We start from the raw sequence: 14,302 nt of genomic DNA, 5'->3' as shown, positions 1-14,302 counted from the left end.
CATAACGAACTTAATAACTACTAAAAATTTTTATTTTATCCCAATTTTACTTTTACTTTTTTACCATTAAAAGCTATTCCTAAATTTAATATATCCTTTACTTTATGTTGTTGCATCTCTACTTCATATTCTTTATCTTTTATTTGATTTAATGCTTCATTTACTGCTTTTTCCATTGATTCATCATCGCCTTTTTCAGATACCTTAAATTCAAATATAAATCCTGGGTTTAATTTTTTGTTTAGAGGAAACATTAATACATCTGTTCTTCCATATCCTTCTTCTATGTTCGATTTTATACTATATTTATCATCAAGATACAGAAGCATTCCTAAAATCAGGTTATGATAAAATTTTTCTTCTTTTGCACCATCGTGATAGCTCATAGAATTTAGTAATATTTTCCGTAAAATTTCTTCATATTTAGTAATGTCTTTTAATAATAACGCGTTTATCATCTTTTTAAATAAGCCTTTATTTTCTTTATAGTTATAATCCAAAAATTTTTCTTTAAAAAATGACTTAACTTCATAATTTGGCAATTTTAGAGAATATGTCTTCTCGTCTATCTTTTTATCAACAGTTAAATATCCACTAAATAACATTAGTCGCCATATTTCTTGAGAATCTTGCATACTATTCATTTCAGAAGACACATCTATTTGCTGCACTGAATTTTCTCCATTAAAAATATTTAATAGCCCTTCAAACATAGAATCATTTGCCTGTTTTAAAAGTCTTAATATTGTAAGATCGGAAGCTGTATTTATCCAGTATGACTCTGTTTTTCCTCTTTTTAAATATTTTAATATGCTCCAAGGATTATAAATCTCTGAATTTCCGAACTTATACCCATCATACCACTTCTTAACTTTCGCAATCTCATCTGCCAATCCATATTCCTTGACAGTTTTCTCCACCTCTTTTTCAGTAAATCCAAAAAAACTGGAATAGTGTTCATCAAAAACTGTATAAACTTCGATATTGTTAAGTCCAGAAAATATTCCTTCTTTTACAACTTTAAGTATCCCAGTAAGAACTCCAGTTTGAAGATAATCATTTGTCTTTAATACCGAACTATAAAGCGTACTAAAAAAAGTTATTGCCTTGTCATAAAATCCTTTCTCATAGGCATTTATAAGAGGAGTATCATACTCATCTATCAAAAGAATTACTCTTTTACCATAATATCGATATAAATATTTCGAAATATCTAATAATCCTTTCTCATAATTTCCATCTTCTTCATAAAATATTTTATCAAATTTCTTTTTATTCCTGTCATCCAGATTTTTTCGTATAAAACTATACTTATCATACAAATCTGAAATTAACGATTTCACACTTTTAAGACACTCTTCCCATGTATCTTCCTTCAAATCTTTAAATGTAACAAAAATCACAGGATATTGCCCCTGATATTTTATATATTCACTATTTGAAATATATAATTCAGAAAAGAGTTCTCTATTCCTATTTTTATTTTCTATATCAAAAAAATATCTTAACATAGATAGCGTTAATGTCTTACCAAATCTTCTAGGACGTGTAAATAACTTTACTTTAGCATTATCTTTCAATATTTCTTCTATAAATGCAGTTTTATCAACATAAAAACTTCCTTGTTCAATAATTTCTCCAAAATCTTCAGTGCCTATTGGTAATCCTCTTTTCAATTTATCCTCCATGAATAAACCTCCAGCCTTTTTTTCTATTGTAATTTATTATACTATTTTTGAAGAAAAAAATCTATTCATATTACAGAATTACAAAATATAAATTTGGAGAAATAAAATACTTTTAATCACAGTTACTTATTTGTAGTTGTCATTATGCTGCTATTGATTTATTGTTCTTTTTTGTTGAATACAAAATGTTTAATGCTCATGATTTTAACATTTATTTTTTACATCGTATTTCCATTTTATTATAAATTTTTCTATATTTTTATAAAATAAAGAAGAACCCACTATAATACACACTAAATAAATAATAATTAAATAGATATCAAATTTTAGATTAAAATATTGAAATATACGAATATAAATAGGATGTAATAAATATATTGAATAACTTAATAATCCCAAATAATATATTTTATTTAAAAGGTTTGATAAAATCCCTTTTTCTTGTGCAAATACTATAATCATTAATCCTGCAATTATAGGAAATAAATATTCATTTCCTCTATAATAATCTACTCTACCATAATATCTAAGTAATATTAAAAATATTATTATTTCTAAACCGCTATAAAGCAGATTTTCGTTATACTTGAATTTAATTTCTTTTATTTTATCATAAACCAATGCCGATACAGTTCCAACACTATAAGAAATTAGTATTCTGAAAATCCCCAGCGGGATCCCATGCCATTCTTGGTAATGAACATCTAAAAATCTATCAGAATTATGTGTAATAATACTTAAAGAAACTATAAATAGTGCTATACAAAAAAGAAACAACAAAACTCTACTTTTATTCTTAATCCAATGAATAGCAGGAAAATAAAAACTTCCTATATACAATTCTAATCCAACAGCCCATGCAATTAATGCTGTAGTCAAAACACTTAAATTAGCAGTATTGTCTATATTCAATCCCATAATTTGTAACATAAAAAACTCTACGAACCCTTGAATTAATGTGATATGACGTCCAAAAAGTATTCTATATAATACAATATAATAGAATACAATAATTAACATGTACGGAACCAAAAGTCTAATTACCCTTCCATATAAAAACTTTTTTGTGTAATCCAAACTGTTTTTAATTTTTGAATTTTTATATGTTATAACAAATCCACTCAAAACAAAAAAGAAGTCAACAGATAAAACAAAAGAGTAAGGAATCAAATTTCCTTTACCGTAAACGCCAAAAATATGTACCAACGCAACTAAAATCGCTGCAAAAAATCTTAAACTTTCCAATGCTTTAAATTCTCTCATAATATATAATCCCTTTCACATTCATAACCTATTTTTAAAATCTAAAATAAATAAATGGATTAAAATTTTCTCCAAACATGAAACATATTGCTATAATAAATATTATTATATAACCACATCGAACTATTATTTCATGAATTATTCTTAAGTTTTCAGATTTTAACTTTTTTAATAAATATTTTTCTATTTTTGGAATTAATGGTGTTGAAAATAATATTGCAAGTAGTGCTATGAATAGCTTCCAATTTTCTAACTCAATGATAAAATATTCTAAATGATCAAATTTAAAGAAAAATAACCTTTTTATATAAATAATTGCATTTAAAACATTATCAGAACGAAAAAAAACCCAACTTATACTAATTACTAATAATAAATAAACACGTTGTAATATTTTAGGTACTCTTTCCAATGTTTTTTTTAATTTTATTCTCTCCAAAATTATAAAAAAAACATGAAATAATCCCCAAATCACGAAATTCCAAGAGGCACCATGCCATAATCCAGTACAAAAAAATACTATTACTAAGTTTATATATGTTCTTTTTTCCCCTTTTCTATTTCCTCCAAGTGGTATATATAAATAATCTCTAAACCATTGCGACAATGACATATGCCATCTTCGCCAAAATTCTTGTATACTTGTTGAACAATAAGGATAATTAAAATTTTCTAAAAAATTAAATCCTAACATTTTTCCTAATCCTATTGCCATATCTGAATACGCTGAAAAATCAAAAAAAATCTGCATTGAATACCCAAAAACTCCTAACCAAGCCATTGGAGAACTCATTTTATCCCATGGCGTATTAAAAACTATATCTGCCCAAGCGCCCATTGTGTTCGCAATTAATATTTTTTTTGAAAATCCTAATATAAATCTTCGAATTCCCTCATCAAATAAATCTATACTAACTTTTCTATCATTGATTTCTTTTTCTACGTCAATGTATCTTACAATAGGTCCTGCTATTAACTGTGGAAATAACATTATATACAATCCTAAATTAGTAAATTTTCTTTGAACTTGAATTTGGTTTCTATATAAATCGATTATATAGGACATTATTTGAAATGTAAAAAATGATATTCCTACTGGCAATGTAATTTTAGGAATTTCTATTACAAAAGTTGGAATAAAAACTTTTACAATTTTTTCAAAATTAACTAATACAAAAGAAAAATATTTAAAGAAAAATAATAATCCTAAATTCCAAATTAATGAACAACTTAATATTAATTTTCTAGTTTTTGTTTCATTATTTTTACTCATCCAAAGACCAAATAAATAATTTACATATGCCGAAAATAAAAATAATAATGCATAATAAATACCACTCCAAGAATAAAAAATTAATGACATTAAAAATAACCACCCATTTTTAAACTTTGGATTAATAAAATAATAGCCAAATAATGTTATTGGTAAAAATAAAAATAGAAATATTGATGATGTAAATACCATTATCTAATTCCCTCCTTTGTGTATATTCTTGTTTTCTGTAAAAACTTTTTTATTTTCTAAATTTCTTAAATAATTAGAAAAATTATTTACAAATTCAATATGGGATTCTGGAAGTTGAATACTTGTATGCTCAATTATTAGAATATCGTAATTCTTTACTATATCTTCGTAATCCGAATTTTTCATATTCCCCATATTCATATCAGATAATGTATTTTTTCCATTTTTGTATTCAAGTACAGAAAAATAAGTATTATAAAAATATCTTTTATATTTTTTAAATGGCATATCATAATTTAATGTATCTACTAACGCTTGAGAAAAACTAGTAGATATTGAGAAAACGTTTATTTTTTTTTCTTTTTTTTCAGTAATTAACTTTACATCAAAATATTTTGAATCAAATTTAGAAAAATAAACATTCATTAAATTTTTCCCGTCAAGTTCTTCTTGACGAAAAGGAGTTTTTAATTTTACTATCCTTGTACCTTCTATTTTTGGAATTTGAGTTCCTTCTGTATTTAGTTTATCTACTGTTTCTCTAATTGCTTCAGAAGCAGATATTCCATTCCAATGAACTCCTGTTTTCGGAAAAACTTTTACACCTTTATCTTTTAAATGTTCAATCTGAGGTGTAAAATCTATATTTAAAATATTTTTTTCTTTCAGTTTATTCGAAATTTCTCTTCTTATTTTTGTTTTTTCATTTTCTGAAATTAGTTTATCTATTATTTTATAACGTAATGGCAGTTTTTCTTCATACACCTCTGCTTTATTAGGCGTGATAAGATAAATTAATTTTTTATTATGAGAATTAAAATATTTATTAATATATTCAATATTTTCAATATACTTATCCAAATTCCCTTTTTTTCCTATAAAATTATCAAATTCTTCATTTATAAAAAACCTTTTTGTCCAATCTTTATAAAATAAAACATTACTTTTTCCTCTATCTATATCACTTAAACTATCAAAAGCATATAATATTTGATTCATTCCCTTTAATCCAAAACTTCTAAAAGAAACATTTTCAGAAAACCAATTTTCATATTCTGTTTGATATTTTCCATATAAAATTTTTTCCATTTTACATCAGGCTTCGAATATTTATCTGCAACTTTATACAATGGTATTTGGATATTTATATTTAACATAAAAAAAATTCCAACTACAAATATAACAGTCAAAAATGAAAAAATAAAAAATTTTTGTATAACCTTCAAGAAAAACTCCTCCTATTCACTAAAAAAATCCAATATTTTTTGAAACGAAAATCTTTCCCACGACAATTTACTTAAATTCTTAAAATCAAAATCATTATCTAATAGAATTTCATTTATTTCTTTTATTTCAATTTCATTGAATTTTTTTCTGTTTGTTTATTTTTTTATCTTTTTTATTTGCAGCATCATCATTAATATTTAAATATAAATATCCATTAACCCCTAATGTATTCATCGGTTTTTTATTTGTTGTAACCACTCTACATCCACAAATTTGAGCTTCAATAAGAGGCAATCCTAGTCCTTCTTCCAAAGATGGGAATAATAAAAATTTACATTTTTTATACAATTCAATTAATTTTTCATTTGAAACAGAAGGATAATATACAATTTTTTTTACGTTCAATCCAGAAAAAAAATCATTAAATTCATCAATTGTACATCGTGGTTTACCAAAAATATACAAATAATCTAATTTTGAAGCAATTGAATTAATCAATTCTGGCATATTATACAATCCTTTTCTACTATCAAAAGGTGCAGCAAGAATTATCGAATTTTCTTTTTTTTCTGTTGTATATTTAACGTTTTTATAATATATTGGAGGGAAAGGCTTTAAATAAAAAACTTTATCACTAACTTCTGGATATATTTTTTTATATTGTTTACATATTATTTCAGAATCTGCAATTATACAATCACAGATTTTATTATAGACTTCATAACCTATTCTATGTTTATTTGACCAGTCAAAAGGCTTTTCTTCTTTTGTTAATACAAACAAATTTGCAATAAAATCATATACAAATCCATAAATCTTTTTTGCCTCTATTTTACAATTTTTTTTTAATAACCAAGGATTTGTAATAATACATATATCGTAATTCTGATTCTTTAAAGAAGTTCCTAAAAACTGAAAATAGCAATCAAAAATATCTTTTTGTTTAACAAGTTTTTTTTCAAATCTCAAATATTTGAAATAATTAAATTTTTTTATATTTTTATCAATTTTAATATACTTGTCTTCTTTTTTTCTCCAGTTTCAATATCTTGAAAATTCAATTTATACCACAAAACTTCACTTTCAAAAATAATATATGTAATATACTCTACTTCAAATTTCTCTGAAAGAATTTCTTTAATTGTAGAAAAATAATTTCTCACTCCATAATGCAATTTTTTAAAATTAGGTTCCACTAAAAATGCTACCTTTTTCATTTAATTATATCCTCCAACCCTCTTTATCTTCCTATAAGTTTTTTTCTAATTTTTAAATAAAATTTACTACTCTTGAACTTTTTAGGTAATATTTTAGCAATAAAAGAATAAATATAATTATTTTTTTCATCATAATCTTCTAATTCCATATTCACAGGATTAACGATTAATTCCAAATTTCTAGGAACTTTCTTAAAAGTTCCTGTATATTTTTCACTAATTCCCAATGTTTTTGCAGCAGAAAAATAATTCATTCTAGGAACTATTCCACATTTCATAAATTCTTTGCAAATTTCTACATCTTCCATTTGATTCCACATAAGTAAATCATTAAATTTTATATTTTTTAAAGTATTAGTTTTAAATATCATTAATCCACCATTTATATACTGACTTTCATAACACTGATTGTAATTATCAACTTTAAAAGGAGTCGCCCATATCAAATCGGAACTTGCTCTACAACAATAAGCGGGAAATTCTTTTCCTGATTCATAATACTGCTTTATTGTAAGAAAATCAAAATCATAACCAAAATTTTTAAACCCTGAAAAAAATGAATCGCTAAGAACATATCTATCATGTGCTATCAAAATATTTGCTTTTGTTGCAATATTAGCTATTGCATTTTTTTTTCTGCTTATTTCAGCATATTGCTCATCTCTAAAATCAGACAAATCTAAATATTTTACATTATAAATATCATAGTTTTTACTTCTTGGGCCTGCAATAATAATCTCGTGTTTTAATCCCTCTTCTGAATTTCTTATAGATTTTATAAATTTTAAGACATTTTCTTCTTTTTTCCCACTTGTTAACATAGCAAATGTCCAGCTACTATCTTTATATAGCTCAAAATTTTCTCTTTGTACATTTAAAACTATTGTCCATATCATACTTTCTTTATTAAAACTTTCAAATTCTAAGAACACATTAAGTCCATATCTTCTATAAAAATAACTTTTTATTTTCACTATTGTCATTTGTTCTGTTTCACAACTTCTTATAACAATTTTCCCTTTTTGTGAAATCATTCTAATAATTTCATCCAAAATAATCTTCCAACCATTATATTTCAAATCGCTGAGCATATGTTCATATAACCACACTACATCATATTTCTGGTGATATTCTGTTGTTAGTCTAAAATTAGTACAATTTAATAAATCTACCACCTCCATATTAAATGGGGGTCTTGTACCAATCCAAGCTTGTTTGTTATTAGATTCCTGCGCTAAATTTAATAAATATTCTTCATTCATTAATTATACTCTCCTCAATCTATTTTTCTTGAAATTGGGTTTTCTAAAAATTTATTTAAATCTGCTGGAATTCCCAAACCATACATTCCGTTATTTTCGCTTCCTATATTATAAAATGTTATTCTCTTTTTATCTTTTATCATTTCATTATATACTGGAGCTACATAATACTCACCATTTACACGAATTTCTTTTTCTATCATTTGTTTTGCATATTTCACAAAATCTGATCCTTTAGCAAAATTATATATTCCAACTGTAGCCTCATCAGATATTACCACTTTTTCTTGAACATCTGTTACCAAATTATTTTCATCATATTTTATAAATGACCATTTTGGATCATCAGCTTTCATTGTCATGATAAGCCCATCATATCCCTCTTGAGCTTTGATATAATCATTTATATCAATATCTACATATTGATCCGAATTTGCTATCATCATCTCATCATCATTATTTATATATTTTTCTGCCAACAAAACAGTACAAGCTGCTCCTTCTGTTACTCTGTCAACAGGAACGATAATACAATTTGGTGAAATTTCTTCCAATTTGTTTATTAAATCATATTTTTCGATATGTTCTTGTAAACAAAGATATATAAATCTATGTTCTTTTTTTGGTCTTATATTATTTGTAACATATTGTATCATTGGTTTATCATGAACCATTATTAATGGTTTTGGTAATTTATATCCTGCATTTGCAAATCTACTTCCTCTTCCTGCCATAGGAACTACTATATTTAACATTCTTTTACTCTCCTTTATCAATATATTTATCATTATTTGCACCTGGAAGTTTTACAACGACAGTTATTGTATCTGTCACCGCTAAAAAGTCCGTTTTTTCACCTGGTTCCATAATTATAATACTTCCTTCGTTGTACTCAATATCATTCATTTTAACAGTACCTCTGACTATAACAGTTAATTCTGTTGCTATTTTATGATAATGTCTTACCCCATAATCTCCTGTTTTATACTCTTTTACTGCGACTTCAGCATCATTTGTTTTATAAAGTGTCGGTTCAAAATTTCCTACAAACCATCCACCTTTCATTTTACTAATGTGTGACACTTTCATTATTTTACTCCTTTTAAGTAATTTTCATACTCTTCTCTTCCGCTTTGTTTTTTCAAATTAAAGTAATTTGACTTATCAACTCTATAAGTACCTATTTTTTTCTGTTTTAAAACCATTTCATTCAAGGAAGGTGCAACATAATAAACCCCATTTACACTTGCTCCTTTTTTTATCATCAATGTCGCTGAATCAAGAAAATCTTTTGCTTTTTTATAATAATAAAATCCTGTAGTTGCATTTTTACTTATCGGTCTTTTTTCTGCAGCCTGTATGACAAGTCCACTTTCATCTAATTTTACATAAGACCATTTTGGGTGAATATCTTCAAAAATAATTGTTCCGGCATCGTAATCATTTTTAATAAAATTATTTACAACTTCATTCAAGTTAATGTTTAACACTTGATCAGCACCAACTATAATTAGAGATTCTTCATCATCAAGACTATCAATAGCTAATAAACAAGTACAAATTGAGCCTTTTGTATCTCTTTCCGCTATAATTACTCTAACATTCGGTACTAATAATTTTATCATATCATCTATATGATATTTTGAAACATCTTCTCTTTTTACAATAAATATAAACTCCGCATTGTCTATTTTGGATAGATGTTCATAAACATGTTGTAATACTGTTTTCTTTTCTATTTCATATAATGAACGCATATATTGTGTTGTAATACTTTCGTTATCTCCACCCATAGGAACTATTATTTTCATTTATATTACCCCCTCTTCCGCTTTTTTTATATGTGCTTTTATATTTTCATAATTTACATCATAAACTGTTTCAACTTCCATCACATGAGCTCCTGATGCTTTTGCCGCAGCAATTCCATTAAAATTATCTTCTACAATCATACATTCTTTTGGACTTAATCCTAATCTTTCTATTGCTTTATTATAAATTTCAGGATCTGGTTTTCCTTTCTTAACATCTTGATTGCTCAAAAAGAAATCCAAATATTCTTTTAAATTACTTTTTTGCATCATCAAATCTATTGTATTTCTTATCGAATTAGATCCAACAGCTAATTTATATCCTTCACTTTTTAGTTTTGCCAAAGCATATTCATGATGAAACATAGGAAAACAATCTGTAAAAATTTTATCTACAGTATATTGTTGTTTTAATTCATTTATAAATTTATGTAATTTTCTTGGCAATCCTCTTTCCATACTCAGCATTTCAAGTTTCTTTGATGTTGGTAAACCATCGTAAGTAACTAAATGATCATACCTACTTATTTCATATCCGAAAAGAGATAAAGCCTTATTTAAAGCTTCATAATGCCAATCTTTTGCTTCTATAAGAACCCCATCCATATCAAAAATAATAGCTTTTATCATTATTTAGTCATCTCCTTATTAAAGAATTCATTTGCTTCATCAGGTACATCTGTACACAACATAATTTTTGAATAATCTAAATTGAAATTTTTTAATTTTTTCCAAAAATCTAAATGTGATTGTGAATGCAGTTCTGGAGATACTAAACATATTTTTTTACCATTTTTTATATGTTTTGAAATCAATTCTTCTGTTATCCAGCTGTCGTCATAAAAAGCATCTATCCAGACACCCTGAGACTCTTTATACAATAATAAAGGCTCAGATTCATATTCACTTTGTCTAGCAAAGACATTAAAATTATTCTCACAATAATATATCATTTGTGGTACAGACATATCAAAACAAAAATAATTTGTTATATTATTTTCCTTCAAAAGTTTTGACAATTCTTCTCCTAATCCGTCCGCTTTTATATTTATGGCAAAACAAAGTTTATTATCGTATTTTGTAAGTTCTTTAAAAAGTTCCTCTGCAGCCATGCAATTTTTGTTTGCTGGATCATGAGATATAACTAATTTCCCATCGTAATCACGAATATCTGATTCGATTCCATAACCTTTTGAAAATGCTTTTTTTAAGGCTTCTTCTGTGTTTCTTTCGGATAATTTTTTCCAATATCCTCTATGAGCTAATATTATCATAAATTCCTCCTAAAATTTAATTTATCTAAAATTTATTTATATTTTCTCCATCAATTTTATAGCTATGAGAAATATCAACAATTCCTGCCCCTTTTGAAACTCCATATATTTTAAACTCTGTTATTTCTTTATAACAATCATAACAAACAGTACTGTTTATATTTGTTAAATTTATTCCTATTTTATAATCTCCTGGTAATAATTTTAAATCATCAAATATTAATTCTATTATCCCTTTTGATTTAAATCTCAATTTCTCCATATTATAATTATCTTGTTTCATATTTGACGAATATATCAGCCTTCCATCTTTAGTTAATATTTCAAATCCAATGTTTACTTCTATTTTTTCTGGCGCTATATTTGAATAATATTCAAGTTTCAAACTTATTTTCTGACCAATATAAAATGATCGTCTATCTACATTTTTTTCATCCAATAATTTATAGTTAGTAAAAATTATATCTCCATTACCACTATTTTCACCTAAATAAGTTATCTTTTTTTTGTTTTTTTCTGCATCTGTAAGCTTTTTTATATTATTTTGATCTTGTTTTTCTGCCATAAACTTTAAATAAGCATTTTCTATAGTTTTTGGGTTTCCTTCCGCTACTTTTACTCCTTTATCCAACCAGACAGCATAATCACAAAGTCTATCTATAGTTGACATATCATGTGTTACCAAAATTATAGTTGTCCCTTTATTTTTCATTTCATATATTTTATTCGCACATTTTGCTTGAAAATTTATATCTCCAACTCCTAATATTTCATCAACCAATAATATATCAGCATCAACATGAATTGCCACTGAAAATGCTAACCTTGCATACATCCCAGAAGAATAAGTTCTTAAAGCATTATCTATAAATTCTCCTAATTCAGAAAAAGCTATAATTTCTGGCATTCTTTTATCAATTTCTTCTTTCGAAAACCCAAATATTGTGGCATTATTATATATGTTTTCTCTTCCTGATAATTCAGGATGAAACCCTGCACCCAATTCTATTAAACTAGCTACTTTTCCCCTAATTTTTATTTTTCCTTTATCTGGAAACATTGTTCTATTTATTATTTTCAACAATGTACTTTTTCCGCTTCCATTTGTTCCGATTAATCCTAAAGTACTCCCTTTTTTTACATCAAAAGATATATCTCTTAATGCATAAAATTCCGTATACTTTATTTTCATTTTTTTTATAACAGTTTCTTTTAAAGATGTAGGCCTATCAGAATACAATCTAAATTTTTTTGTTACATTTTTTATTTCGATAACCGTTTCTTTCAATTAATTTACCTCTACTTTCTGAAATATTTTATACTACAAACTTAATCTAAGCTATAATATTTCTGAAAATCTTTTTTGTAATTTTTGAAATATCAAATATCCTAATATAAAAACAATAATAGAATATAAAATAACGTGGATAGCTATACTTGTATTTAAAGATTTACCATAATACATTACATCACGATATAAAATTGTATAGCCCACCATTGGATTAAAAAACATTAATGCCTTCTGTAAATTTTGAGGCAATATATCTATACTATACATAACAGGTGTTGTAAAATATAATGCTAAAATTCCTACATTAACTAAATATTCAAAATCTCTAAAAAAAACATTTATACTAGCAGCCATTAAAGACAGTCCCAAATTTAAAACTGTTTGACCTATTAATATTAATGGAAGCCAAAATAAGTTCACGGTTAAAGGAACTTTAAATATCAATAACATTAGAAAAACTATTATATAGCTAAAAAATGTATTACACAGACCACTTAAAGTATAAGTTAATGGTAATATTTCTCTTGGAAAATAAACTTTTGTAACTAAACTACTATTACCTACTATTAAATTACATGACCCTTGAAGTGAAGTTGTAAAAAAAGTCCAAGGAACTAATGCTACAAATAAAAACATTGTATAATTTTTTTCACTTACTTTCAATATAAAAGGAAACATAAATGAATATACTATTAATTGCATTAAAGGATTAACAAAAGTCCAAAGAAAACCCAAAAAAGAACCTTTATATCTGGTTCTTAATTCTCTTATTGTGAAACTTTTTATCATTTCTTTAAATTTTAAAATTTCTTTTATTCTTTCAAACATAACAACTGAATAACTCCTATTGTTATTCTCTCCTTTCTATAATAACACTTCTCCAATATTCCAATACTTCTTCTAACGTATCGTCAATAAGGAACTCTGTTTCCCATCCTGTATCTTTTTTTATTTTACTGTTATCACATACTACAAGTGGTACATCTACAGGTCTAAATTTATTAGGATCAATTTCTATTTTTATTTCTTTTTTTGACATACTTATCAATTTTTTTAAAATTTCACTTACTTTAACTTCTTTTCCTGAACCTATATTATAAATTTCTCCAATTTTCCCTTTTTCTAAAAGTAAACTATAGCCCCTAACTATATCTCTGACATCTGTAAAATCCCTGAAAGTCTCTAAATTTCCCACTTTTAGCACAGGTTCACTTCCCTTTTCAATTTGAGCTATTTTACTTGCAAAATCCGCCACAACAAAATTTGTACTTTGTCCTGCTCCGATATGATTAAAAGCTCTAACCATTATTATATTCGTATGATAGGCATTTACATAAAGTTTGCACATTTCTTCCTGTGCCTTTTTACTTACACCATATGGACTTTGAGGATTTTGAATTTTACTTTCCTTAATTGGGCACTCTTCTGGCTTTATTGGTCCATATTGATCACTTGAACCAACTATTAATATTTTTGAATCTTTGCTGTAATTTCTTACTGCTTCAAGTAAATTTAATGTTCCATTTACATTTATATTTACAGTTAAAACAGGTTTTTCCCACGAAAGTCCAACTGCACTTTGTCCTGCCAAATGAAATATTTTATCTGGTTTTATCATCTTAATTACTTTATTTACTTCTTTTTCATCCAATAAGTTCATTTTATAAATTTTTATTTTTTCATTTTTATATTTTTCTGAAATAGTTGTACCATACACTTCATACTTTTGTTTCAAAAGATATTCAGATAAATACTTACCTACAAAGCCATCAACACCTGTTATTAATGCTTTCATTTATTCTCC

15 protein-coding genes are annotated in these 14,302 nt (G+C 25.7%); all 15 read right to left on the bottom strand.

Annotation, left to right across the window (positions count from 1 at the left end):
- Window positions 1–35: 35 nt before the first annotated feature.
- The 15 genes from AXF11_RS05785 to AXF11_RS05710 all read right to left on the bottom strand — a co-directional run bounded on the left by AXF11_RS05785 (window position 36) and on the right by AXF11_RS05710 (window position 14,293).
- A complete protein-coding gene (locus AXF11_RS05785; RefSeq protein WP_068155764.1) occupies window positions 36–1,688 on the bottom strand; it encodes an AAA family ATPase in 1,653 nt (550 codons plus the stop codon).
- Window positions 1,689–1,892: 204 nt separating this feature from the next.
- A complete protein-coding gene (locus AXF11_RS05780; RefSeq protein WP_068155762.1) occupies window positions 1,893–2,951 on the bottom strand; it encodes an acyltransferase family protein in 1,059 nt (352 codons plus the stop codon).
- 34 nt (window positions 2,952–2,985) lie between these two features.
- Window positions 2,986–4,416 (bottom strand): MBOAT family O-acyltransferase, encoded by a 1,431-nt coding sequence (locus AXF11_RS05775; protein WP_068155760.1) that lies wholly within the window; start codon window positions 4,414–4,416, stop codon window positions 2,986–2,988.
- 3 nt (window positions 4,417–4,419) lie between these two features.
- Window positions 4,420–5,505 carry an alginate O-acetyltransferase AlgX-related protein gene (locus tag AXF11_RS05770; protein ID WP_068155758.1) on the bottom strand — a complete coding sequence of 362 codons (1,086 nt, stop codon included), beginning with the start codon at window positions 5,503–5,505 and terminating at the stop codon, window positions 4,420–4,422.
- Window positions 5,506–5,775: 270 nt separating this feature from the next.
- Window positions 5,776–6,612, bottom strand: coding sequence for a glycosyltransferase (locus AXF11_RS10720; RefSeq protein ID WP_068155755.1), 837 nt, complete (start codon window positions 6,610–6,612; stop codon window positions 5,776–5,778).
- 23 nt (window positions 6,613–6,635) lie between these two features.
- Window positions 6,636–6,860 carry a hypothetical protein gene (locus AXF11_RS05755; RefSeq protein WP_068155753.1) on the bottom strand — a complete coding sequence of 75 codons (225 nt, stop codon included), beginning with the start codon at window positions 6,858–6,860 and terminating at the stop codon, window positions 6,636–6,638.
- Between the two features lie 23 nt (window positions 6,861–6,883).
- Window positions 6,884–8,122: a hypothetical protein gene (locus AXF11_RS05750; RefSeq protein WP_068155751.1), complete on the bottom strand. Its 1,239-nt coding sequence runs from the start codon at window positions 8,120–8,122 to the stop codon at window positions 6,884–6,886.
- 14 nt (window positions 8,123–8,136) lie between these two features.
- Window positions 8,137–8,877, bottom strand: coding sequence for a glycosyltransferase family 2 protein (locus AXF11_RS05745; protein WP_068155749.1), 741 nt, complete (start codon window positions 8,875–8,877; stop codon window positions 8,137–8,139).
- A gap of 4 nt (window positions 8,878–8,881) precedes the next feature.
- Window positions 8,882–9,211 carry a hypothetical protein gene (locus AXF11_RS05740; RefSeq protein WP_068155748.1) on the bottom strand — a complete coding sequence of 110 codons (330 nt, stop codon included), beginning with the start codon at window positions 9,209–9,211 and terminating at the stop codon, window positions 8,882–8,884.
- On the bottom strand, window positions 9,211–9,933 hold the full coding sequence (locus AXF11_RS05735) for a glycosyltransferase family 2 protein (protein ID WP_068155746.1): 723 nt from the start codon (window positions 9,931–9,933) through the stop codon (window positions 9,211–9,213). The genes AXF11_RS05740 and AXF11_RS05735 overlap by 1 nt, the downstream gene beginning before the upstream one ends.
- Window positions 9,934–10,563, bottom strand: coding sequence for an HAD family hydrolase (locus AXF11_RS05730; protein ID WP_068155744.1), 630 nt, complete (start codon window positions 10,561–10,563; stop codon window positions 9,934–9,936).
- The gene (locus tag AXF11_RS05725; RefSeq protein ID WP_068155742.1) at window positions 10,563–11,207 is read right to left on the bottom strand and encodes a hypothetical protein; all 645 of its coding nucleotides are present in this window, start codon (window positions 11,205–11,207) and stop codon (window positions 10,563–10,565) included. The genes AXF11_RS05730 and AXF11_RS05725 overlap by 1 nt, the downstream gene beginning before the upstream one ends.
- A 25-nt stretch (window positions 11,208–11,232) precedes the next feature.
- Entirely contained in the window at window positions 11,233–12,495 is a 1,263-nt protein-coding gene (locus AXF11_RS05720) for an ABC transporter ATP-binding protein (protein ID WP_068155740.1), read from the bottom strand.
- A 51-nt stretch (window positions 12,496–12,546) separates the two neighbouring features.
- Window positions 12,547–13,326, bottom strand: coding sequence for an ABC transporter permease (locus AXF11_RS05715; RefSeq protein WP_068155739.1), 780 nt, complete (start codon window positions 13,324–13,326; stop codon window positions 12,547–12,549).
- Window positions 13,327–13,348: 22 nt separating this feature from the next.
- Window positions 13,349–14,293 carry a GDP-mannose 4,6-dehydratase gene (locus AXF11_RS05710; RefSeq protein ID WP_068155738.1) on the bottom strand — a complete coding sequence of 315 codons (945 nt, stop codon included), beginning with the start codon at window positions 14,291–14,293 and terminating at the stop codon, window positions 13,349–13,351.
- Between the last annotated feature and the right edge of the window lie 9 nt (window positions 14,294–14,302).

This window comes from Leptotrichia sp. oral taxon 847 (assembly GCF_001553645.1).
Lineage (GTDB): Bacteria > Fusobacteriota > Fusobacteriia > Fusobacteriales > Leptotrichiaceae > Leptotrichia.
The sequence above is the reverse complement of the archived record's forward strand: the minus strand, read 5'-3'. Positions and strand labels throughout refer to the sequence as shown.

Excerpts from the sequence above, each read along its gene's own strand:
- AXF11_RS05785 (WP_068155764.1), bottom strand. The coding sequence starts at position 1,688 with ATGGAGGATAAATTGAAAAGAGGATTACCAATAGGCACTGAAGATTTT.
- AXF11_RS05715 (WP_068155739.1), bottom strand. The coding sequence starts at position 13,326 with ATGTTTGAAAGAATAAAAGAAATTTTAAAATTTAAAGAAATGATAAAA.
- AXF11_RS05780 (WP_068155762.1), bottom strand. The coding sequence starts at position 2,951 with ATGAGAGAATTTAAAGCATTGGAAAGTTTAAGATTTTTTGCAGCGATT.
- AXF11_RS05710 (WP_068155738.1), bottom strand. The coding sequence starts at position 14,293 with ATGAAAGCATTAATAACAGGTGTTGATGGCTTTGTAGGTAAGTATTTA.
- AXF11_RS05775 (WP_068155760.1), bottom strand. The coding sequence starts at position 4,416 with ATGGTATTTACATCATCAATATTTCTATTTTTATTTTTACCAATAACA.
- AXF11_RS05740 (WP_068155748.1), bottom strand. The coding sequence starts at position 9,211 with ATGAAAGTGTCACACATTAGTAAAATGAAAGGTGGATGGTTTGTAGGA.
- AXF11_RS05745 (WP_068155749.1), bottom strand. The coding sequence starts at position 8,877 with ATGTTAAATATAGTAGTTCCTATGGCAGGAAGAGGAAGTAGATTTGCA.
- AXF11_RS05735 (WP_068155746.1), bottom strand. The coding sequence starts at position 9,933 with ATGAAAATAATAGTTCCTATGGGTGGAGATAACGAAAGTATTACAACA.
- AXF11_RS05755 (WP_068155753.1), bottom strand. The coding sequence starts at position 6,860 with ATGAAAAAGGTAGCATTTTTAGTGGAACCTAATTTTAAAAAATTGCAT.
- AXF11_RS05730 (WP_068155744.1), bottom strand. The coding sequence starts at position 10,563 with ATGATAAAAGCTATTATTTTTGATATGGATGGGGTTCTTATAGAAGCA.
- AXF11_RS05770 (WP_068155758.1), bottom strand. The coding sequence starts at position 5,505 with ATGGAAAAAATTTTATATGGAAAATATCAAACAGAATATGAAAATTGG.
- AXF11_RS05725 (WP_068155742.1), bottom strand. The coding sequence starts at position 11,207 with ATGATAATATTAGCTCATAGAGGATATTGGAAAAAATTATCCGAAAGA.
- AXF11_RS05750 (WP_068155751.1), bottom strand. The coding sequence starts at position 8,122 with ATGAATGAAGAATATTTATTAAATTTAGCGCAGGAATCTAATAACAAA.